Source organism: Phocicoccus pinnipedialis (assembly GCF_903994035.1).
GTDB lineage: Bacteria > Bacillota > Bacilli > Staphylococcales > Salinicoccaceae > Phocicoccus > Phocicoccus pinnipedialis.
Window position 1 is genome coordinate 299,150 of the sequence record NZ_CAJEWB010000010.1, and the last position, 21,201, is coordinate 320,350.

Consider the following 21,201-nt stretch of genomic DNA (forward strand, 5'->3'; position numbering starts at 1 on the left):
AAAGTGTTACAGTTATTTTTTTATGCTGCCTTCTTCTGACATTTCGTACATAATCCATACAGTTCTATTTTATGACTATTAATCTTGACGTCTTCTAATTCATCTTTCCATATTTCGACCGGGCAATATTGCACAACTTTTATAAGCCCACATTTCTCACATATAAAATGATGGTGGTGGTGATCACTACATGAAATCGTGTAATGTAACTCACCTTCAAACGTCGACTGCTCTAATATGTTTACCTCATACATTGTATATAAGTTACGGTAAATCGTATCGTAGCTTATTCCCGGATACAATGCATTCATATGTTCATAAACTTCTTTAGGACTAACATATTTATTAAGGTCACTAAAATATTCTATAATACTAAGTCTTTTCTCAGTAACTTTTAAATCATGTGTTCTAAGTAATTCTCTATAATTCACGTGCTCTATCACTCTGACTCACTCCTATCTTCTTTACCAAAAATGTAAGTGTCAATATCATGATAGCAACAAGTACGATTGTTCCTCCAGGTGATATATTAAGTTGGAATCCGAGGAATAGCCCAATGATTACTGATAATTCTCCAAATAGGATACTTACAAAAATCAATTGCTTAAAACTAGATGTAATACGTATTGCAGCTGCTACTGGCAATGTCATCATTGCACTTACAAGTAAAATTCCGACAATTCGCATAGATGCACTAATTACTAGTGCGACTAATATAATAAAAATAATATGAATAAAACGATTAATCTTCATTACTTCACTATATTCTTCGTCAAAAGAGAGTAAAAACATCTCTTTATATAGAAGAATGATGAACGTAACTACCACAATGCCGATAATCGCAATTAAGATTAAATCTCCAAGTGTAACCGCACTAATACTTCCAAATAGATATCCAAACAAATCCTGATTAAACCCGTTTGATAGACTTAGGAATATTACAGATAATGCGATACCCAGACTCATAATAATTGGAATTGAGATCTCTGAGAAGTTTTTATATGCTGTGCGCATCTTCTCAATTCCTAAAGCACCAAGTATTGAGAATACAATTCCTGATATAAGAGGGTTAATTACGAATCCGGTAATACTCGTAATGTATAATCCGAATGTGATACCACCTAATGAGATATGGGATAGAGCATCTGCAATTAAGCTCAGTCGTCTCACAACAATAAATGCACCAAGTAATGGTGCAATCAACCCTACAATCAGACCACTAATAAATGAGTATCTTATAAAATCAAATGTCAATAAAGCTTCAATCATGGTGTGACACCTCGCAGTAATCACGATTATGGTCATGACTTACGAGTTGAAGCGGATATCCATAAACTTTCGAAAGATCCGCTTCATTCAAGTTTCTGAACTCTTTATTCGAACCATGAAAGTGTAGAAACTCATTTAAGCATGCTACTTCGTCCGCTTGGTCAATGACTACCCCGATGTCATGGGTAACAAGTAAAATTGTTGTACCTGCTTTTTTTAGCTTTGTGAGCACTTCATAAAAACTACGAATGTTTCTCGCATCAATACCTTCTGTTGGCTCATCAAGCACTAGAATTTCAGGATTATTAATAAGCGCACGTGCTATAAACACTCGCTGAGTTTGACCACCTGAAAGTAACGAGATATTTTTATTTCTCAAGTCTTCAATATCTAATAGTTTTAAAACATCGTCCAGTCTAATATAGTCTTCTTTTTTATATCTAGAAAACAGACCGCGTTTCTTTGTTAAGCCAGCGAGTACTACCTCTTCAACCGTCGCAGGAAATCCTTTAGCAAAAGATGCTGCTTTCTGTGAAACGTATCCAATTTTCTCACTGAACGTAGAATCTTTCGGCTTCTTACCGTCAATTAGAATCTCGCCAGTCTGTAGTTTCTTAATACCAAGGATCAGCTTTAGTAGCGTAGATTTACCAGAACCGTTGGGGCCTACAATAGCGACGAAATCTCCTTTATGTATAGTTAAGTTAATATCTTTTAGTGCTGTTGTGTGTTCCATTCTATCTCTATATTCATAACTTATATTATTTATTTCAAATACCACTTGAGTCATCACTTCACTCCTTAATCTATAAAATTATAACGTAACCATTACGATTTGTAAATGTAAACTCATAAAAAAAAGAACGCGAAATGCGTTCTTAAATTTAGACCATATTTGGATTTATTTTTTGTAGTAGGTTTGGGTCAAATTTACCTGACTTAATCATTTCAATCTCGTATCTGTAAGGTGGTAATTTATCATTTTTGTCTGGACCAACGAATGGTGTTTCTAAAATTTTTGGTAGTCCGTCGAATGCTTCATGATGTATGACTTGCATTAACGCATCAAATCCAATGTGTCCGAAACCAAAGTTTTCGTGCCTGTCTTTTTTTGCACCAGTTTCATTTTTTGAGTCATTTACGTGAACGACTTTGATGCGATCCAGTCCAACTATCTTGTCGAATTCTGTTAATACATCGTCAAGATTGTTCTTGATATCGTAGCCTGCATCATGTACGTGACACGTATCAAAAGTGACTGATAATCTTTCGTTGTTTGTTACACCATCAATAATTTGAGCGATTTCGTCGAAGTTTCTTCCAATCTCACTCCCCTTACCAGCCATCGTTTCTAATGCAATTTGAACGTCATGGTCTTCTTCCAATACGATGTTGAGGCCTTTTATGATCGATTGAATACCAACCTCAGCACCAGCACCTACGTGTGCTCCTGGATGAAGTACAATTTGTCTAGCACCTAGTGCTTCTGTACGTTTAATTTCTTCAATTAAGAATTCCACACCATGTTCAAATACACCTTCACGTGTTGTGTTAGCGATGTTGATGATATAAGGTGCATGGACAACGATATTAGAAATACCATTCTTTTTCATGACCTCTTGACCACGTTCAACATTTAGGTCTTCAATAGGTTTTCTTCTCGTGTTCTGTGGTGCACCTGTATAAATCATAAACGTGTTTTCGCCATAAGAAGCTGCTGTTTCTGCTGATGCTTCTAACATTTTCTTACCGTTCATCGGTACATGTGATCCAATTAACATTTAAATACTCCTATCTTTGTTTTCTACTTTGTCTTTTAGTGCGTACGGCATGTTTTTTTCGCTCTTCACGCTCGAGCTTCTGTAACTTAGTTCGCATTTTCTTTTTGTAACCAGGCTTTACTTTTTTAGGTTTTCTTACTTTATAAGTTAAATCATTATCTAATGAAGCTTGCTGTTTTCTTCTGTTCGTACGTTTATTTCTATCCTTGATTTCTTTTAGTTCACCACGGATGATATCTTCGTGAACAAACTTATACCCTTTTTGTTCTAAAATATCTACTAAATGTTGTTCATCTGGAGAATAAAGCGTGATTGCTACCCCGCTATATTGTCCACGACCTACACGACCTACACGGTGTGTGAAAAACTCAATCTCCTTAGGAATATCAAAGTTGATGACGTGTGATGCACCATCAAAATCAAGTCCACGTGAAGCAAGGTCACTTGCAATTACCCAATGATACTCTAGGTTCTCGATTTTCTTAACTTCTTTTTGACGTTCTCTTGGTTTTAATCCACCGTGGAATAAACCTACGTTGATACTATTTTCTAATAGATATTCAAACAGTTCATCAGCACGTTCTCTACTGTTCGCGAAGATAATACCAATATAAGGTGTCACTGTCTTAGTGATTTTAAGAATTTTGTCTTTCTTGTCTTGGCTTTTTACAGGAACCAAGCTGTAATGAATAGAAGTCTTGTTCTTCGGAGTATCAATTACGATTACTTCCGATTTGCCTACGTACTTACTTAAGAACGTTTGTAATTGTTCTGGAATAGTTGCTGAGAAGATTAAGAACTGCGCGTCAGAATGAATGGCGTTTGACACTTGATCAATTTGTTCTAAGAAACCAAGGTCGATCATTAAGTCGGCTTCGTCTATTACGATCATCTTAGTTTCGCTAACTTTTAAAGCTGAGTTAGCGATTAAACTCTTCACACGCGTTGGTGTACCTATTACAATGTGGGGCTGACTATTGGCACGTCTGAAATCTCTTTCTAATTCTGTACCACCAACGAACACCTTTGCTTCTATCTCTGGGAATGAAACAAGAAGATCTTTAGTCATTTGATTGATTTGTCTTGCTAACTCTCTAGTTGGTGTGAGAATTATAGCTTGAGTTGATTTATCATCTTGAATAATTTTACTAATAATTGGTAATAAAAATGCATGTGTTTTACCACTACCGGTCGCTGATTGTGCAATTACATTTTTATCTGACATCACTCTAGGAATAACTCTTTCCTGTACCATCGTAGGATGAGTAAAGTGGATATTATCAATTGCTTTTAATAAAGTGTCATCAAAATTAAATCTTTTAAAAGCATTCATGTTTTCACCTATTTCTATTTTAAACTCGTTAACCATTATACATGATATACTGCATGATTCCTATTAATTATTCAGTATTTCGTTTGATTTGAAATTCATAGAATATCGGCTATAATCATTAGGGAGGAGGCTTCTAAATGAATATAATTAAAATTTCTCCACGTGGTTATTGTTATGGAGTCGTGGATGCTATGGTGATTGCTAGAAACGCATCTCTAGATAAGAATTTACCGCGTCCAATATATATTCTCGGTATGATCGTCCACAATAAACATGTGACAGATGCATTTGAAGAAGAAGGCATCATCACTTTAGATGGTCCTAACCGTTTAGAGATTTTAGAACAAATTGAAACAGGTACGGTAATCTTTACAGCACACGGTGTATCACCAGCAGTTAAAGAACGTGCTAAAGCAAAAGGACTCACGTGTATTGATGCAACGTGTCCTGACGTTGAGTTCACTCATGAACTTATCAGAAATAAAACAAAAGACGGATACGATGTTATATATATCGGTAAGAAAGGTCACCCAGAACCAGAAGGTGCAGTTGGAGTTGCGCCTGACAATGTGTTCTTAGTAGAAGATCTCGAAGATATTAAAGAACTTCCAGAACGATTACATGAATCTAAGATGATTGTTACGAACCAAACGACGATGAGTCAATGGGACGTAAAACACCTGATGGAAGAACTAGAGAGACTCTACCCTCACATTGAAGTTCATAGAGAAATTTGTTTAGCTACACAAGTTAGACAAGAAGCAGTAGCAGAGCAAGCTAAAGATGCAGAGCTACTGATTGTTGTAGGAGACCCTAAAAGTAATAACTCTAACAGACTTGCACAAGTTTCGAAAGAAATCGCACATACGAATGCATACAGAATCTCATCACTGTCAGAACTTAAACTTGAGTGGTTGGAAGGTATTGAAACAGTTGCAGTAACAGCAGGTGCTTCAACACCAACACAAATAGTGAAAGAAGTAATCACATTCCTTTCAAAATACGATGGTACAGACAATACAAAGCCAGAGTCAACTGTACCAAGTCAAAAGATTTTACCTAAAATCAAAAACCCAGAACCTGTAAAGATTATGGAATAAAAAATACCCCCTAAGTTCTTTATCGATAACTTAGGGGGTATTTTTGGTAGAAATAACTTTTTACTCTTTCAATTAATTACAGAAATGATTTTAACTGATTTACTTACATATTATTTCACCACTATTTTAAAAATAGTTCGATAATGTCTATCTTTCAAAAGGATCCGTGATTACTGTGGTCTCAACAACTTCAACATCTACTTCTTTTTCTAATAATTGCTTTAGACCACTGATCATCAGGTATTCTAAATGGTGGCCAGCGTCTATAATTATAAATCCATCTCTTTTTGCATCGAGTGCTTCATGGTATTTAATATCTCCTGTTATTAAACAGTCTGATTTTTTCATCGCTTCTTTGATATAACTTGCGCCGCTACCACCAATAATAGACACTTTCTTAATTTTCTCTTCATGACCTTTTACGACGGAGTGTACCTTCCTGCCCAGTATTTTTTCTATATTACTAACTAAGTTCTCGAGTGTACCATTGAAGTTCGCATATACCCCTAACCCTTTTTCAACAGGTTTCTTAATTTCAATTAAGTCATAGGCTACTTCTTCATAAGGATGTGCATCTACCATTTGGCGTACCATATCCATATTACCGTTAAAGATCGTTTCTAACACATATTCATCTACATATTCTAAAATGTCACTTTGTCCAATATAAGGTTCTGCTGAACTTAAAGGCTTGAACTGTCCCTTTACAGGATACTGATAAAAACACTCTTCATAGTCGCCTTGTTTACCAAATCCTATTTTTACAAGTTTTTCTTTAAATGATTCGATTTCTTCTTCGGGCACATTGACTCTCAACTTCATATCTTTTTCTACTTGTGGAATCAATATTTTGTGGTTCTTGAGACCAATAGTTTCAGCAATCATCGCACTCACACCATCGGATTGGAAATCTAAGTTAGTATGTAATGCAATTACATTGATGTCATTTTTAATAATCTTTTTAACCAGCATGCTTTCTGCATCATCTGTGATTGTTTTAATTTTAGAGAAAATAATTGGATGGTGCGCAAGAATAGCATTAACATTTTTTGAGATTGCTTCATCTACTACTTCTTCTGTGACATCTAATGTCGTCATTATACCCCTTACTATGTCTGAACGGTCTCCAATCAATAATCCTGTATTATCCCATGATTCACTGTCCTTAAAAGGTGCAATAGTATTTAAGACATTTAGTAGATCATTTACTTTCATTATCAAAAACCGCCTTTATTCTATCGTATCTTTTTTGTAAAGTTTGTAATGCTGCTTTATTTTTACTCTTCTTTTTAATCGTTTTTATAACATTTTTAATGTGTTCTTCTTCTCCAGCTAATCTTTCAATAAACATATCACTTCTTTTTTCTAAGTTAATTGGGCCGAAGTATAGTTCCTCTTCTGAGTACTCCTTTTGACCATAATCCATTACAATTGTTTCATAGTACAAATCTTTCTTTTCGTCTTTCACAATTGTTTCATCAACTACATAGTACCCTCTTTCAACAAGCACACGACGAATCGGCTCGGCGAACGTATTTGCTGATAAAATGAATCGTGGTTTATTGATCAGTTGATCGAATCCTTCTTCAATAATATCTGCAATAAGAGGTCCACCCATTCCACAAATTGTTATTGAATCTACAGTTTCACTTTCTAAAACTAATAAACCTGAACCGAGTCTCACATCGATTTTTTCACTTAACGCGTTTATTTTTACATTTTTTAATGAGTTTTCATAAGGGCCTTTAACTACTTCACCACAAATTGCTGTTTTTACTATATCGTTTTTAACAGCATAAATTGCTAAATAAGCATGGTCTGATCCTACATCTAGCAGAGTATTTCCTTGGATGTATTCACTTACTTTTAATAATCGATTATCTATCATAAACATACCTCTTAATTTTTAAGTATAAAAAAATAAACTCCCAACATACTCGTGGGAGTTTTATTTTACAGTTATTACTCAGTGAAGTACTGATATAATACTTTCATATCATCATCTGAAATTTGATCTTCAGAGTGTGCAGGCATAGCGTTTTTACCGTTTCTTACAATATCATGGAAATCTTCTTCTGCCATGCTAGTACCTTGTAAGGCAGGTCCCATAGCACCTGAGAAGTCTTGACCGTGACATGAAGCACAGTTTTGTTTAGCATAACCTTCAGCATCGAAGTCACCGCTAGATGCTGTATCTTCTCCGCCTTCCTGTTCTGTTGCAGCATCTTTCTCGCCTTCGTCTGACGTGTTAGCGCCATATGAAGATAATAAGAACACTAAACCAACACCAAGGAAAATAATAAGTAAAAATGGAATGATTGGATTTCTATTCATTCACTTGCCCTCCCTAATTGTTTCACATATTCATATATAATTGTATAGTACTTCTACAAAAATTCCAATGACAATTTAATCAAATCTCACAATTTGTTCACATTTAATCCATGAAGTCTTTTAATTTCTTACTTCTTGATGGATGTCTTAGCTTTCTAAGTGCTTTTGCTTCGATTTGACGTATACGTTCTCTTGTTACACCAAACACTTTTCCGACTTCTTCTAATGTACGCGTTCTACCATCATCAAGGCCAAATCTTAAGCGAAGAACATTCTCCTCACGATCAGTTAAAGTATCAAGTACATCTTCTAATTGGTCTTTTAACATTTCGTAAGCTGCGTGTTCCGATGGACTCTGTGCCTCTTGGTCTTCAATGAAATCACCTAGGTGACTGTCGTCTTCTTCACCAATTGGTGTTTCTAATGAAACTGGTTCTTGAGCAATTTTTAGAATTTCCCTCACACGTTCAGCTGGGATATCCATTTCTTCTCCAATTTCTTCTGGAAGTGGTTCACGACCTAAATCTTGAAGTAATTGTCTTTGAATACGAATCAGCTTGTTAATCGTTTCTACCATGTGTACTGGAATACGTATAGTACGCGCTTGGTCTGCTATTGCACGTGTGATCGCCTGTCTAATCCACCATGTTGCGTATGTTGAGAATTTAAACCCTTTTGTAAAGTCGAACTTCTCAACTGCTTTGATGAGTCCCATATTACCTTCTTGGATTAAATCAAGAAATAGCATTCCACGTCCAACATATCTCTTAGCAATACTTACTACAAGACGTAAGTTTGCTTCAGCTAGTTTATTTTTCGCTTCTAGGTCACCAGCTTCAATACGTTTAGCAAGTTCAACTTCTTCTTGAGCTGTAAGTAAATCTACACGGCCAATTTCTTTTAAGTACATACGAACTGGGTCATTGATTTTAATACCAGCTGGAGCACTCATATCTTTTAAATTTAATTTATCATCAGTATCTGAAGAATCTTTTTCGTTAATTAGTTGAATCTCTTGTTGCGTTAATTCTTCGAAAAAATCATCCATTGCATCAGAATCTAAATCAAAGTTCTGCAGTTTATCTGCAATTTCTTCATGAGATAATTGACCCTCAGCCTTACCTTTTTCAACGAGAAAATTTTTCACTTGTTCAAGTGATGTAAGATCGAGTTCTGCCTCGACTGTAACTAAAGCTTTTTTATTAGCCATTGTTATCCCCCTAAAATAATAGTCTTACAATTTGTGCGATTGATCGAGTTCTATAAGTAGTTGTAGAAGTTCTAGTTGACGATTTATGTCACCTAGAAGTTCTGCCTCTTCGATTTCTTTTTGTAACTTCTCTCTATCCTTCATACTGTTCTTAATACCACTTAAGTCGTTGATATAATCATCTAATTGACTAATACTGTCAATTATAGGAAGATTATTGTTCATCAATTGTTCTATTATTGTAATTTGGTCGTCATCTAGGTATGAATATAAGCGAGAAATATCTAAGTCTTCTTCGGTACTATAGTATTCGACTAACTTATTAAATATACCATAATTTATCATTGAATTAAAAATTTCTAACTCATAATCTTTAATAAATCTGTCTAAATATTCTTTTTTGTTGATAAATGTTTTCAAAAGCAACTTTTCTTTAAAATCTCTCGGTGACGTTTCAGTAATATTCCTCATTACAGAAGGATTTATTCGTTTCACAAGCTGACGCTTATTCGGTAACCTCCTGTAAATAACACCTTGATCTACCTCAAATAACTCTGCGATTTCACTTACTAGCCTATTCTGTTGAATATCATCATTAATATATTTTAGAAGCTCGATGAGTTCTGTTAATCGTTCCGTGTAGAGTAAATCATTTCCTTTGGCTTCCTTAATAGATTTCTGTGCTATATATAGTAAAAATGAAATCTTGTTTTCATAAACATACTTTTCAAATGCTTCAACACCCTTTTCGACAATAAGCTCGTCAGGATCTTGTCCTTCACCTAACGGAATAACGTAGACATTCAAACCAGACTTAAGAAGGTTCTCGCCGATAGATTTTGTTGCCGCATGACCAGCAGTATCTCCATCAAACATTAATGTGACATTTTCACATGAGCGTCTTAAAATTTCTACTTGTTCATTTGAAAGACTCGTACCCATTAAACCGACAATATTTTTCACCTTTGTCGTCTTTACTTTTAAGACATCCATATGTCCTTCCATTAAGAAAATTTCATTTTTTGTTCGAATCATTTTGAATGCATCAAATAAATTATAGAAAAGTCTTCTCTTTTGGAATAAATCTGTTTCTGGTGTATTTAAATATTTCGGCTTAGATCCATCTGTACTTCTAGAGGTAAAACCAACAAAGTTTCCTTTATGATTCTTTATTGGAATCATGATTCGATTTCTAAATCTATCGAAGTAGGAGAACGTTTCTTCATTTCTAGATAAAATTCCCGCTTGGAACATCGCTTCATTAGAGTATCCTTTTTCACTTAATGCCTTGATTGCAAAATCATTCATGTTAGGGGAAAGACCAATTTTCTCTTTCTTAATATCTTCTAGAGTGAATCCACGGTCTAACATGTAGTTAAGTGCTGACTCACCTTCTGTTGTCTGAACTAAAATTTGATGATAGAGTTCTACCATTATGTTGTGCATGGAAATGAGTTGCATATCTTTAGAGTTCATTTCAGATTTAGAAACTTCAACATTTACACCTATTTTTTGTCCAAGCTTATATACTGCTTGTTGAAAATCTAAATTATCCATTTCCATCACAAAGTCAATCATTGATCCGTGCGCTTTACATCCAAAGCAGTGATAGAAGTCTTTTTCTGGATTAACGTTAAAAGAAGGCGTTTTTTCGTTATGAAACGGACAAAGACCTAAATAGTTATTCCCTTTTTTTTCTAAATCAACGTATTCAGATATAACACTGACGATATCTGTTTTTTCGCGTATCTCATCAATCGTTTGTTTACTAATCGTCATTTGCATTCATACTTTCTATATATCTAATAATTTCATTATTTCATTTGCTGACTCTTCAATTGCTTTGTTAGAAACATTGATCGTCTGACAACCCAGTTTGCCAACGATTTCGTCGAAATAATCCAGTTCCTCTAAGATTCTTTCGCTCTTTCCATAATTAGCACTATCTAAAAGGCCTAGTTGAGAGAGCCTTTCTTTTCTAATTCTATACAAAGGTTCACTGTCAATTTTAAGTCCAATGATCTTGTTTGAATCAATTTCGAACAACTCTTTTGGTGCTGATACTTCAGGTACTAAAGGTACGTTTACTACTCTATACCCTTTATGAGCAAAATATTGAGATAATGGTGTTTTTGAAGTTCTAGATACACCTAGCAACACAATATCTGCCTTTAATAGACCACTTGGATCTTTACCATCATCATATTTGACTGCAAATTCAATCGCATCGATTTTTTTGAAATAGTCTTCATCTAAAATGTGTACACGTCCTGGTTCGTAGAACGGTGTGACTTCAGTTTTCGATTCAATAGCTGTCATGATCGGACCCATAATATCTACATGAGTAATCCCATTTTCCTCTAAAACTGAATCAACGTACTTTCTTAATACAGGTTGTATAATCGTGTAGACAATAATGACGTTATCGTTTTGGTGTTGACGAATTACAAAATCGAAATCCTCTTTTTCCTTAATGTGCGGATAGCGTGTGATAATTTTTTCATCGATTTCAAAATTAAACTGAGAGAGCCCTGCTCTTGCTACAAACTCACCCGTTTCTCCAATGGAGTCTGAAACGATGACTATTTTAAAAGATGCCAAAATATCAGTCCTTCGAAAATTTACTTTGATATGATATTATATTATATTTTTGCTAATATTGGTACCTATCAAAATTACCATGTTCCTTGCATTATTATTATTTTTTATTTATAATAATTGTGAAAGCGAGCTAAGGGCGGTGAAAGCTTAGCAAATCCAAATGGCTTAAAATTATATATATAAAAGTGAGTATAATGTAAGTTTTATATACTAAAATGGGTGGAACCGCGGGCTATATGCTCGTCCCTGGATAACAAATTTTGTTATCCAGGTTTTTTTATGGAAAAGGAGAAGATTAATTTGACAAAAAAACACACGTATACAATGGATGAACTTGTAAACTTTGCGAAAACACGTGGATTTGTATTTCCTGGTTCTGAAATTTATGGGGGTCTTGCAAATACATGGGACTATGGTCCACTTGGAATTGAATTAAAAAATAACGTAAAACAAGCTTGGTGGAAAAAATTCATTCAAGAATCACCGTACAACGTAGGTATTGATGCGTCTATTCTTATGAACCCGAAAGTATGGGAAGCTTCTGGTCACTTAGAAAATTTTAACGACCCAATGATCGATTGCCGTTCATGTAAATCAAGACTGCGTGCTGACAAACTTATTGAAGATGTTATGCACAAGGAAGACGACACTTTTGTAGCTGATGGTTTATCATTTGATGCTATGAAAAACATCATTGAAGAAAAGAACATCAACTGCCCAGTATGTGGTAAACATGAGTGGACAGACATCCGTCAATTCAACTTAATGTTTAAAACTAGCCAGGGGGTAACAGAAGGTTCTACAACGGATATTTTCCTTCGTCCTGAAACAGCACAAGGCATCTTCGTTAACTTTAAGAATGTTCAAAGAACGATGAGAAAGAAATTACCATTTGGTATCGGTCAAGTTGGTAAATCATTCCGTAACGAAATTACTCCAGGTAACTTCACATTCAGAACACGAGAATTCGATCAAATGGAACTTCAATTCTTCTGTAAACCAGGAACTGAAATGAAATGGTTCAATTACTGGAGAGACTACGCTGACAAGTGGTTAAGAAGTCTAGATATGGATATGGATAATATTCGTATGCGTGACCATGATGAAGATGAGCTTTCTCACTACTCTAATGCGACTACAGATTTCGAATACAATTTCCCATTCGGTTGGGGTGAGCTATGGGGGGTCGCAAGTCGTACAGACTTTGACTTGTCTCGTCACATGGAATTCTCTGGCGAAGACTTTAAATATCATGATCCAGAAACAAACGAAAAATACGTTCCATTCGTAATCGAACCATCACTTGGTTTAGATAGAATGACGTTAGCTTTCTTAGCGGATGCATACACAACTGAAGCGTTAGAAGATGGACAATCAAGAACTGTTCTTAAATTACATCATCAATTAGCTCCTTTTAAAGCAGCAATACTTCCTCTTTCTAAAAAGCTTTCGGAAGATGCTATGAAAGTTTACACACAACTTGCAAGTGACTTCAACGTGGAGTTTGACGAAAGTCAATCTATCGGTAAACGCTACCGTCGTCAAGATGAAATCGGAACACCATTCTGTATCACATTTGACTTTGACTCATTAGAGGACAACAAAGTGACTGTGCGTGATAGGGACACTATGGAACAAGAAAGAATCGACATCAAAGATCTTAACGAATATTTAGATAAAAAATTTAAATACTAACAAAAAAATGCACATAAATCCTTCTTGGGTTTATGTGCATTTTTATATATCAAGCATTTTTCTCGCTTTAAAATATTCACCTGAATATTCCAAAAATAACATTTCGACAAATCTAAACATTTTTTTAGCTGTTTCCGTATTAATGTCAATTGAGTTAAGATCGTTTATTCTCACGTGTTTTAAAAATGCAATCAAATACACGATTCGTGGCTCTATAAAAACAGAACGGCCAATACTCTCTTCTGTTTGGCAATCTGTGCAAAGCAATCCGTGAAATTTAAAGCTATAACGATTTAATTTCTTAAAATCATATGATCCACAAGACATGCATCTTTCAATATTTAATCCTACTCCGTATTTTGGAAATAGTTTAATGAGTACGAAAGATAGGACAGCGTACATTTCGCTACCATCATCCAATCGGTCGAACGCAATTTTACAAAGGTCATAAAGATTCTTATCAGGATAGTCTTCCTCAACAACCCTACTGATAACTTCAAGTACATAACTCGCCCCTGTATATAAATCAAAATCGGCATTCATATTTCTATAAGGATGAATTACATCTACTTCAGTAAGTGTTCCCATACCGCGATACCTCGAATAAGTAAACAGTATGTTTTGGAATCCTTGTTTCAAACTCGTAAATGGACTATTTATCTTATTAAAGCCTCTCGCCATAAGTGGAACACTTATACCATTTTCTGTCAGTATAGTAATAATTCGGCTAGACTCACTGTAGTTTGTCTGCCGAATCATTATTGCTTTATCTTGGTAAATCATAGACTCACCCTAATATTCTTCATCTCTATAGCCCAGGCTACGAATAAACTGTGTCTTATTTCTCCAGTCTTTCTGGACCTTCACCCAAAGCTCTAAATATACTTTGCTACCAAGTAGATTCTCGATGTCTTTACGCGCTAACGTTCCAATACGTTTAAGCATTTTACCGCCTTTACCTATAACCATACCCTTTTGTGAATCCCGTTCTACATAGATCGTTGCTTGAACGTGTACTTTTTCACCTTCATTTTCAGCTTTCATCTTCGTCACTTCCACCCCGATCGAGTGTGGGATTTCTTGTTCAGTTAAATGAAGTGCTTTTTCTCTGATTAACTCGGAAACAATAAAATGTTCTGGATGGTCTGTCACCCTGTCTTTAGGGTAATACATTGGCCCTTCAGGTAAGTGAGTTTCGATCACTTTTAAGAGCGAATCAACGTTGTTTCCTTGTAGCGCACTGATAGGTACGATATCACTAAAATCCAGCTCATCTTTGTAGCTTTCAATAATCTCGATAATTTCATCTGGATGAATTAAATCGATTTTGTTAATAACTAAAACTATCGGTGTTGAACTGTTTTCAAGCATATCGATGATGTATTTATCTCCAGGTCCCTTTTTTTCAGTGGCATTAACTATAAAAAGAATCACTTCACTTTCACGAAGTGTGTTTCTAGCGACTTTCATCATGTGTTCCCCAAGCTGATGCTTAGGCTTATGAATTCCTGGTGTATCAATGAAGATCATCTGTGTATCATCTGTTGTGTATACACCTTGAATTTTATTTCGTGTCGTTTGTGGCTTATCACTCATAATTGCGATCTTTTGTCCAAGCACACGGTTCATAAATGTCGATTTACCAACGTTTGGACGACCAATTATAGTGATAAAACCAGATTTAAATCCATCAAACATTATTCCATATCCTTCCCAGAGAACCCTAAAGGTAATAATTCATCTACAGTACGCTTAATGACACGACCATCTTTAGATGCCATATAAACCGGCATATCATCTGACGTTAATTCTTTTAAGACTTGTCTGCAGACGCCACATGGACTTGCTGGATCTGGTGCATCGGTAATTACCACAATTGCCTTAAATTTCGTCTTACCGTTCGCATATGCAGAAACAAGCGCTGTTCTCTCTGCACAAATTGTAGCTGGATAAGATGCATTTTCTATATTCGCACCATAAATGTATTCATCATCTTCAGTAATTAATAATGCACCTACATTAAAATTCGAATAAGGCGTATAAGCACGCTTTTGTGCTTCCTGAACCTCAACTAACCACTCTTCTTTAAAAATTCCATCGTTCATATTTAAAACTCCTTATTAATTGAATAAACCTATTATTTTTGGAATAAATACCATTACACCCACTACTACAGCGTAAATACATGCCAAAAGTACAGCTAAAGCTGAGATATCTTTCACATGTTTCGCTAATGGATGATATTCTTTCGTCACGAGATCTATTGTCTCTTCAAGCGCTGTGTTGAGTGCTTCTAATATCAATACTACAATTATTGCTGAAAAAATGAATAGCCATTCTATTCCATTTAAATTGAGCATAAACCCAAACATAATTACTACAATACTCGTTAGGAGATGTGCCACGAAGTGGTAATCTTTCGTAATGATATAATATAGACCTTCAAAAGGATGCTTAAGACGTTTCATTACTTTACCCTCTAGGAATACCAAAAGCGTCTAAAATTTCTTTTTGAATCCCAAACATCTCTTTTTCCTCTTCTTCATTCATGTGGTCAAATCCAAGTAAGTGTAGGAACCCATGTAAAGATAAAAACATAATTTCCCTCTCGTATGAATGTCCATACTCGGTTGCTTGTTCCCTTGCACGATTCGTGTTAATGATGATATCACCTAGCACTGATGGCATTCCCTCAATAATAGGCTCGTCTTCATCATCAAGAAATGCGAAAGAAATGACATCTGTCACTTCATTTTTCTCACGGTAATTACGGTTTATTTCTTGAATTTCAGAGTCTGATACAAAAGATACAGATACTTCCGCTTCGTCTTTCAACTCAAGATGGTTATACGCAAAATTTAAAAGTTTATCAATTTGTGCTTCTTCAACTTCAGTAATATATTCATCTCTATCTGTAAAATCAATAGTAATCATCATTTTACCCCTCATATGCTCGAATTATTTTAGTCACGAGTGGATGTCTCACGACGTCCTCAGCTTTGAAATGATTCACTCCAATGCCTTTGATTCCTTCTAACATACGGACACTTTCAATCAGTCCGCTCGTCGTATTTTTCGGTAAATCAATTTGAGTCTCGTCACCAGTAACAACCATTTTAGAACCAAATCCAAGCCTTGTTAAGAACATTTTCATCTGCATACTCGTCGTGTTTTGAGCTTCATCTAGTATTACAAATGCATCATTGAGCGTACGCCCTCTCATATACGCAAGTGGCGCGATTTCAATGATTCCACGTTCTACTAAGCGGTCTGTTGTTTCAACTCCAAGAACTGTATGTAATCCGTCATATAGCGGTCTCAAGTACGGATCTACCTTCTCTTTTAAGTCACCTGGCAAGAATCCGAGGTTTTCCCCAGCTTCTACTGCAGGTCTCGTGAGTACAATGCGCTTAATCTTATTATCTTTCAGCATTTGACATGCTAGAACAACAGCTAGAAATGTTTTACCGGTACCTGCTGGTCCCACACCAAATGTTAAATCATAATTATTGATCATCTCGACATATTCTCTTTGACCACTTGTCTTCGGTCTGATCGGCTTACCTTTAAAATCTTTTGCAATTGTTTCTTTGTATAAGTCTTCTAGGTATTCAAGTGTGTCTTTACGTGACATTTGGATTGCTGCCTCAACATCACGAAGTCCAATCGTGTTGCCTTGATGCATAATCTTTAACAAATTTTCTAATATAGTTTCAACTTTAGAAACCTCAGCATTGTCTTCGCCCGTCACTCGGATTTCATTTCCAAGTGTATGAATTGAAACATCAAATTCCGTTTCGAGAGCTTTTAAATGAGCGTCATTTGCGCCTATTAATTCCTGTGCCTCATCTAAATTATCTAAATGTATTACATTAGTCATGAACTGACTCCTTTATAATCTACTGCTTTAAATTTACCATATATGGCGTTATCTAGCTAAGGTTTAAGGCTTTATACATCTCGGTTTTTTATATAACAATTCTGAATTACCGACTCTAAAATATAAGGAAGTTCACTGAAAGCACTCTTTTTAAGCACACGCTCACTCACTTTATGTGCATCCTTACCAATTGGACCAATATTAATAATAGGTGCAGAAATTTCACGAATACTGTCAAATGGGATGGAATACGAGCGTCCGAATGATGGTGTATTTTCTTCGTATACAGCATCGCTTAAATTATTTGATGTATATTGTACATAGCTTAAATCACAAATTCCATTAAAGTATCTTACCTCTTCAGAAATTCTACCTAGCTCTGAGGCTGATCTAATGACTTCTGATACTGCGAGTTTAACATCAAGATCATCACTGCTATTCGCCGCAGGATAATATGGTGGTGTATAGAACGTAATTACGGCAGGTCCAATACTTCGCATCACAGTCATTAAATCATCAACTATTTGAACACTTTTCATGTGAGATTCTGTAACTTTTTGTTCTGCTTGATTAATTATGGTTTCAACAGTCTCTCTCCCCAGTTCGTTCACTGCTTTAACATAAAGTTCGCTGTACGTTATAACGGGTACAGATACACCGCCAGCATAGAATCCCGTATCAAATTGTTCGTTTAATACTGTCGTACATGATTCAACAGCTTTTTCTACTACACTGTTAAACGTTTCAAATACTTCTTCTGCATTTCGATTAAATATAAAAGCATTGTATAAACTCACTGTTTTAAACGGAGTCTGGACATCGTAATGATCTTTAATATCTCTCATGTAAAGTGATACGAGTGGCGGTGTGATTTCATCTTTAAAGTTTTCTATAAATAAAGGATTATACTCAAGTGACTGATTGATATAACTCATTATGTAGTTCGAGCTAATACCGTTTAACGCATTACCAACATGTGTCTCTAACCCATATACAAAGACTCCCGGCATGATTTTTCCAATAGTACCTGAATATACGTAGTGATTTGTATCACTACCTTCTTGTTGGAATGTAGGTTCACTGTTTAAATGCAGGCGGATGTTTAGGTTTTTACGTTCTTTTAACTCTTTTAATGTATCAATTGCTGCTAACATACCTTTAGAACCGACTTCCTCATCCGGAACTGTAACTAACACTAGGTTAATATCCCACTCTTCTATTATCGCTTTCTCTATTAAAGACATATGTAACATAAGCCCAGGCTTCATATCCATGACTCCACGTCCAAATAAGTACTCATTTGAATTCAAGTCTTTAATTGCATCATTATCAAGGTAGCTATTATCTTTCTTAAAGTGCTCCGTTATTTTATCAGTATCAAATGCGTACTCCTTGTATTCTGCATAGTCATCAACACCTACTGTATCAAAGTGACTAATTAAAACAATTGTATCTTTACTTGTTTTTCCTTCATAATGTGCAATGAGTGCTCGGCGATCGTCATCCGTGTGTGCAAATTGAATACGATCTTGCTGTCTGAAATACGGGAGTTGTTCAAGATTATTTTTTACAAGATCAACAAAACTTTTTTCTCCCTTTGAGTGTGTTATTGTGTCGTGCAAAACAAACTGTTTAAGTAAATTTTCTCTATCTACACTAGTCTGCCAAAGTTCCATTATTTTCACCTCATACATAGTTCTATAATTTTAGATTACACGTGTTTAAAATTTTTTACTACAATTTTTAATAAATTATCGCAATTTGGATTTTTATAATGTATGATAAAAACAAAAAAGAGGTGGAATATGGAGTCAATTGTAAAATTTACAGATTGGTTATGGGGATATCCCATTGTTATTTTGTTATTCTTTGCAAGCGTTTACCTAAGTGTGTATCTAAAAGGGGTTCAATTTAGACATTTTTTCTATATCATTAAAGAAACGTTCTTTAGTGTGAATAAACCTGCTAAAGGGGAAGGAACAATTACACCAAGACAAGCATTGACATCAGCATTATCATCAACCGTCGGTGCCGCTAACATTATTGGAGTACCTGTAGCAATTGCCCTAGGAGGTCCAGGAGCGGTTTTCTGGATGATCTTAATCGCATTTTTTGGTATGGCGTTAAAGTATAGTGAAGTTGTACTTGGTGTGTTTTATCGTGAGAAGAATGCGGCAGGAGAATTTGTCGGTGGACCGACTTACTACATGAAAAAAGGTATTAAGAATAAGAAACTTGGTGCATTTCTTGCATCGTTTTTTGCTATAGCAATCGTAATTGAAATTATTCCAAGTACAATGGTCCAAGGAAACTCTGTTGCTTCAACAATTGAAGACACATTCAATATTGCACCATGGATTACAGGAGTTGTTGTTGCTATTGTAACTTCACTTGTCGTCTTTGGAGGAGTTAAACGCATCGCAAGTGTGACAGAAATTGTCGTACCGTTTATGGTGTTTTTCTATCTATTATTTGGGTTTGTTATTATCCTTATGAATATTACAGCTATTCCCGAAGTTGTGATACTGGTAATTGAAAAAGCATTTAAACCAGATGCAGCTGTCGGTGGTGGAGTTGGTGCAGCTCTTGCAACGACAATTCGTTGGGGCTTTGCACGTGGCGTTTATTCAAACGAATCCGGAATGGGAACGTCTCCTATCGCTCACGCTGCTGCGAAAACAGATCATCCTGTTCGACAAGGATTCTGGGGGATTGCTGAAATAATTATTGATACGGTGATTATATGTTCGACTACTGCATTTGTTGTCTTACTCTCAGGAGTGTACAAATCAGAAGAGGCTGATATCAATCCAGGTGCGCTCACTGCTCGTGCATTCGGAGACACGTATGGGGCTGTTGGAAATATCTTTGTATCTATATCTTTAATATTTTTTGTAATATCGACAATTATTGTCATCATATTTTATGGGTCACGTATGACTGAATATTTATTTGGATTATGGGCAGGTAAAGTGATGAAATTTATATACGTTATTGCGATAGTACTCGGCGCAATGAGTCTTGGTAATAATGTGTGGAATCTACTCGATTTAACACTTGCATTTGTACTTATACCGAATATAATTGCAGTACTATTACTTGCACCTAAAGTAAAAGAACTTACAATAGATTTCTTTAAGAATGTAAAACCAAATGACTAAAAAACTGTCTCTAAATGAGACAGTTTTTTTAGTCATATCATTAAATAAATTCCACACCACACTGTTACCCAACATGCATGCACAATTTCCATGATTCCTAGTTTCTTTGGTGTCCAACCTTTACCATATACATAAATCGCACGAAGCATTCCAAATACAAATCCAATCCCTAGTAAATAATGCATAAATAGCATACATACAAATACAAACGTATTATAGCCAAAGCTCAAATATTTATAGAGTGGGTTATTCTTTTCTCTAATAACTGTTTTAACAACAAACGTTACACCCAAAAAGTATAAAAATGAAATAGCGAATGTAAACAACACACCGAAATTAATGGCATGTGCATTTAAGTATGATACTGCTGCTCCAGCAATAGAGAAGATTATAATTGCAGATACATCATTTAAAATATTTCTCTCATCTTTTTTCTTTGCATAATATCCATTTACAATTCCAAACGGTATCATAGTTAAAAAGAAATATATGATTCTGTAATCAACAATAAATGGATATATGAAAAACACTAAGGCGATACTCGCAAAAAGAACTGCAGATTGTATGTAACCATACTGCTTTTTTCTTAACATTTTAATAAAGAATAGAATTTGATCTGCTGCAAGAAATATCAGCAACCATCCGATTATAAAAAGAACCTGTGAAATATTAAAACCATTTGCAAGTATTCCAATAATTGGTGGCATAAATACCATTGCCCATGCACCATGTTGGTTTTGCTTTTTAAACTTCATGATAAGCACCTCACAACTATAATTATAGCGAAATAATTATAGTATGAATGGTGAAACTTTCACATATTTGTGAAAAAAAGAA

Annotated in this window: 22 protein-coding genes; 3 read left to right on the forward strand and 19 right to left on the reverse strand. The window is 35.2% G+C overall.

Annotation, left to right across the window (positions count from 1 at the left end):
- Window positions 1–20 precede the first annotated feature (20 nt).
- The 5 genes from H9D55_RS05780 to H9D55_RS05800 all read right to left on the reverse strand — a co-directional run bounded on the left by H9D55_RS05780 (window position 21) and on the right by H9D55_RS05800 (window position 4,383).
- The gene (locus H9D55_RS05780; protein ID WP_186077671.1) at window positions 21–443 is read right to left on the reverse strand and encodes a Fur family transcriptional regulator; all 423 of its coding nucleotides are present in this window, start codon (window positions 441–443) and stop codon (window positions 21–23) included.
- Window positions 421–1,269, reverse strand: a complete 849-nt coding sequence (locus tag H9D55_RS05785) for a metal ABC transporter permease (protein ID WP_186077673.1) — start codon at window positions 1,267–1,269, stop codon at window positions 421–423. Before H9D55_RS05785 ends, H9D55_RS05780 begins: the two co-directional genes overlap by 23 nt.
- The gene (locus H9D55_RS05790; protein WP_186077675.1) at window positions 1,262–2,059 is read right to left on the reverse strand and encodes a metal ABC transporter ATP-binding protein; all 798 of its coding nucleotides are present in this window, start codon (window positions 2,057–2,059) and stop codon (window positions 1,262–1,264) included. Before H9D55_RS05790 ends, H9D55_RS05785 begins: the two co-directional genes overlap by 8 nt.
- A gap of 94 nt (window positions 2,060–2,153) precedes the next feature.
- Window positions 2,154–3,050: a deoxyribonuclease IV gene (locus H9D55_RS05795; protein WP_186077677.1), complete on the reverse strand. Its 897-nt coding sequence runs from the start codon at window positions 3,048–3,050 to the stop codon at window positions 2,154–2,156.
- A 10-nt stretch (window positions 3,051–3,060) separates the two neighbouring features.
- Complete coding sequence (locus H9D55_RS05800; protein WP_186077679.1) at window positions 3,061–4,383, reverse strand: DEAD/DEAH box helicase; 1,323 nt, start codon at window positions 4,381–4,383, stop codon at window positions 3,061–3,063.
- Window positions 4,384–4,520: 137 nt separating this feature from the next.
- Between H9D55_RS05800 and H9D55_RS05805 the strand changes: the two genes are divergently transcribed.
- Complete coding sequence (locus H9D55_RS05805) at window positions 4,521–5,483, forward strand: 4-hydroxy-3-methylbut-2-enyl diphosphate reductase (RefSeq protein WP_186077680.1); 963 nt, start codon at window positions 4,521–4,523, stop codon at window positions 5,481–5,483.
- A 147-nt stretch (window positions 5,484–5,630) separates the two neighbouring features.
- On the opposite strand, the gene H9D55_RS05810 is transcribed toward H9D55_RS05805, so the two are convergent.
- The 6 genes from H9D55_RS05810 to H9D55_RS05835 all read right to left on the reverse strand — a co-directional run bounded on the left by H9D55_RS05810 (window position 5,631) and on the right by H9D55_RS05835 (window position 11,628).
- Window positions 5,631–6,698, reverse strand: coding sequence for a Nif3-like dinuclear metal center hexameric protein (locus H9D55_RS05810; RefSeq protein WP_186077682.1), 1,068 nt, complete (start codon window positions 6,696–6,698; stop codon window positions 5,631–5,633).
- The gene (locus H9D55_RS05815) at window positions 6,685–7,371 is read right to left on the reverse strand and encodes a tRNA (adenine(22)-N(1))-methyltransferase (protein WP_186077684.1); all 687 of its coding nucleotides are present in this window, start codon (window positions 7,369–7,371) and stop codon (window positions 6,685–6,687) included. The genes H9D55_RS05810 and H9D55_RS05815 overlap by 14 nt, the downstream gene beginning before the upstream one ends.
- Before the next feature lie 74 nt (window positions 7,372–7,445).
- Window positions 7,446–7,817: a c-type cytochrome gene (locus tag H9D55_RS05820; protein WP_186077686.1), complete on the reverse strand. Its 372-nt coding sequence runs from the start codon at window positions 7,815–7,817 to the stop codon at window positions 7,446–7,448.
- A gap of 103 nt (window positions 7,818–7,920) precedes the next feature.
- A complete protein-coding gene (gene rpoD / locus H9D55_RS05825) occupies window positions 7,921–9,027 on the reverse strand; it encodes an RNA polymerase sigma factor RpoD (RefSeq protein ID WP_186077688.1) in 1,107 nt (368 codons plus the stop codon).
- Between the two features lie 24 nt (window positions 9,028–9,051).
- A complete protein-coding gene (dnaG, locus tag H9D55_RS05830; protein WP_186077690.1) occupies window positions 9,052–10,806 on the reverse strand; it encodes a DNA primase in 1,755 nt (584 codons plus the stop codon).
- Window positions 10,807–10,821: 15 nt separating this feature from the next.
- The gene (locus tag H9D55_RS05835) at window positions 10,822–11,628 is read right to left on the reverse strand and encodes a pyruvate, water dikinase regulatory protein (protein ID WP_186077692.1); all 807 of its coding nucleotides are present in this window, start codon (window positions 11,626–11,628) and stop codon (window positions 10,822–10,824) included.
- A gap of 324 nt (window positions 11,629–11,952) precedes the next feature.
- On the opposite strand from H9D55_RS05835, the gene H9D55_RS05840 reads away from it, so the two are divergent.
- Window positions 11,953–13,323: a glycine--tRNA ligase gene (locus tag H9D55_RS05840; RefSeq protein WP_245202367.1), complete on the forward strand. Its 1,371-nt coding sequence runs from the start codon at window positions 11,953–11,955 to the stop codon at window positions 13,321–13,323.
- A 42-nt stretch (window positions 13,324–13,365) separates the two neighbouring features.
- Here H9D55_RS05840 and recO read toward each other — a convergent pair whose 3' ends face one another.
- The 7 genes from recO to H9D55_RS05875 all read right to left on the reverse strand — a co-directional run bounded on the left by recO (window position 13,366) and on the right by H9D55_RS05875 (window position 18,879).
- On the reverse strand, window positions 13,366–14,106 hold the full coding sequence (gene recO, locus H9D55_RS05845) for a DNA repair protein RecO (protein ID WP_186077696.1): 741 nt from the start codon (window positions 14,104–14,106) through the stop codon (window positions 13,366–13,368).
- 9 nt (window positions 14,107–14,115) lie between these two features.
- On the reverse strand, window positions 14,116–15,021 hold the full coding sequence (era, locus tag H9D55_RS05850) for a GTPase Era (RefSeq protein WP_186077698.1): 906 nt from the start codon (window positions 15,019–15,021) through the stop codon (window positions 14,116–14,118).
- The gene (cdd, locus tag H9D55_RS05855; protein ID WP_186077700.1) at window positions 15,021–15,428 is read right to left on the reverse strand and encodes a cytidine deaminase; all 408 of its coding nucleotides are present in this window, start codon (window positions 15,426–15,428) and stop codon (window positions 15,021–15,023) included. The genes era and cdd overlap by 1 nt, the downstream gene beginning before the upstream one ends.
- Window positions 15,429–15,443: 15 nt before the next feature.
- Window positions 15,444–15,791, reverse strand: coding sequence for a diacylglycerol kinase family protein (locus tag H9D55_RS05860; RefSeq protein WP_186077701.1), 348 nt, complete (start codon window positions 15,789–15,791; stop codon window positions 15,444–15,446).
- A gap of 4 nt (window positions 15,792–15,795) precedes the next feature.
- Window positions 15,796–16,257, reverse strand: a complete 462-nt coding sequence (gene ybeY, locus H9D55_RS05865) for an rRNA maturation RNase YbeY (protein WP_186078201.1) — start codon at window positions 16,255–16,257, stop codon at window positions 15,796–15,798.
- Between the two features lie 4 nt (window positions 16,258–16,261).
- The gene (locus tag H9D55_RS05870; protein WP_186077702.1) at window positions 16,262–17,203 is read right to left on the reverse strand and encodes a PhoH family protein; all 942 of its coding nucleotides are present in this window, start codon (window positions 17,201–17,203) and stop codon (window positions 16,262–16,264) included.
- Between the two features lie 71 nt (window positions 17,204–17,274).
- Complete coding sequence (locus tag H9D55_RS05875) at window positions 17,275–18,879, reverse strand: M20/M25/M40 family metallo-hydrolase (protein ID WP_235963125.1); 1,605 nt, start codon at window positions 18,877–18,879, stop codon at window positions 17,275–17,277.
- A 129-nt stretch (window positions 18,880–19,008) separates the two neighbouring features.
- Here H9D55_RS05875 and H9D55_RS05880 point away from each other — a divergent pair, with 129 nt between their 5' ends.
- A complete protein-coding gene (locus H9D55_RS05880) occupies window positions 19,009–20,364 on the forward strand; it encodes an alanine/glycine:cation symporter family protein (RefSeq protein WP_186077704.1) in 1,356 nt (451 codons plus the stop codon).
- 32 nt (window positions 20,365–20,396) lie between these two features.
- Here H9D55_RS05880 and H9D55_RS05885 read toward each other — a convergent pair whose 3' ends face one another.
- The gene (locus H9D55_RS05885) at window positions 20,397–21,119 is read right to left on the reverse strand and encodes a YwiC-like family protein (protein ID WP_186077706.1); all 723 of its coding nucleotides are present in this window, start codon (window positions 21,117–21,119) and stop codon (window positions 20,397–20,399) included.
- Between the last annotated feature and the right edge of the window lie 82 nt (window positions 21,120–21,201).

Bases quoted from the DNA above. Each gene is read 5' to 3' on its own strand.
- H9D55_RS05875 (WP_235963125.1), bottom strand. From the start codon at position 18,879: ATGGAACTTTGGCAGACTAGTGTAGATAGAGAAAATTTACTTAAACAG.
- H9D55_RS05795 (WP_186077677.1), bottom strand. From the start codon at position 3,050: ATGTTAATTGGATCACATGTACCGATGAACGGTAAGAAAATGTTAGAA.
- H9D55_RS05790 (WP_186077675.1), bottom strand. From the start codon at position 2,059: ATGACTCAAGTGGTATTTGAAATAAATAATATAAGTTATGAATATAGA.
- H9D55_RS05815 (WP_186077684.1), bottom strand. From the start codon at position 7,371: ATGATAGATAATCGATTATTAAAAGTAAGTGAATACATCCAAGGAAAT.
- H9D55_RS05785 (WP_186077673.1), bottom strand. From the start codon at position 1,269: ATGATTGAAGCTTTATTGACATTTGATTTTATAAGATACTCATTTATT.
- H9D55_RS05860 (WP_186077701.1), bottom strand. From the start codon at position 15,791: ATGAAACGTCTTAAGCATCCTTTTGAAGGTCTATATTATATCATTACG.
- H9D55_RS05880 (WP_186077704.1), top strand. From the start codon at position 19,009: ATGGAGTCAATTGTAAAATTTACAGATTGGTTATGGGGATATCCCATT.
- H9D55_RS05810 (WP_186077682.1), bottom strand. From the start codon at position 6,698: ATGAAAGTAAATGATCTACTAAATGTCTTAAATACTATTGCACCTTTT.
- recO (WP_186077696.1), bottom strand. From the start codon at position 14,106: ATGATTTACCAAGATAAAGCAATAATGATTCGGCAGACAAACTACAGT.
- cdd (WP_186077700.1), bottom strand. From the start codon at position 15,428: ATGAACGATGGAATTTTTAAAGAAGAGTGGTTAGTTGAGGTTCAGGAA.
- era (WP_186077698.1), bottom strand. From the start codon at position 15,021: ATGTTTGATGGATTTAAATCTGGTTTTATCACTATAATTGGTCGTCCA.
- rpoD (WP_186077688.1), bottom strand. From the start codon at position 9,027: ATGGCTAATAAAAAAGCTTTAGTTACAGTCGAGGCAGAACTCGATCTT.
- H9D55_RS05805 (WP_186077680.1), top strand. From the start codon at position 4,521: ATGAATATAATTAAAATTTCTCCACGTGGTTATTGTTATGGAGTCGTG.
- dnaG (WP_186077690.1), bottom strand. From the start codon at position 10,806: ATGACGATTAGTAAACAAACGATTGATGAGATACGCGAAAAAACAGAT.
- H9D55_RS05870 (WP_186077702.1), bottom strand. From the start codon at position 17,203: ATGACTAATGTAATACATTTAGATAATTTAGATGAGGCACAGGAATTA.
- ybeY (WP_186078201.1), bottom strand. From the start codon at position 16,257: ATGATTACTATTGATTTTACAGATAGAGATGAATATATTACTGAAGTT.
- H9D55_RS05840 (WP_245202367.1), top strand. From the start codon at position 11,953: ATGGATGAACTTGTAAACTTTGCGAAAACACGTGGATTTGTATTTCCT.
- H9D55_RS05885 (WP_186077706.1), bottom strand. From the start codon at position 21,119: ATGAAGTTTAAAAAGCAAAACCAACATGGTGCATGGGCAATGGTATTT.
- H9D55_RS05800 (WP_186077679.1), bottom strand. From the start codon at position 4,383: ATGAATGCTTTTAAAAGATTTAATTTTGATGACACTTTATTAAAAGCA.
- H9D55_RS05820 (WP_186077686.1), bottom strand. From the start codon at position 7,817: ATGAATAGAAATCCAATCATTCCATTTTTACTTATTATTTTCCTTGGT.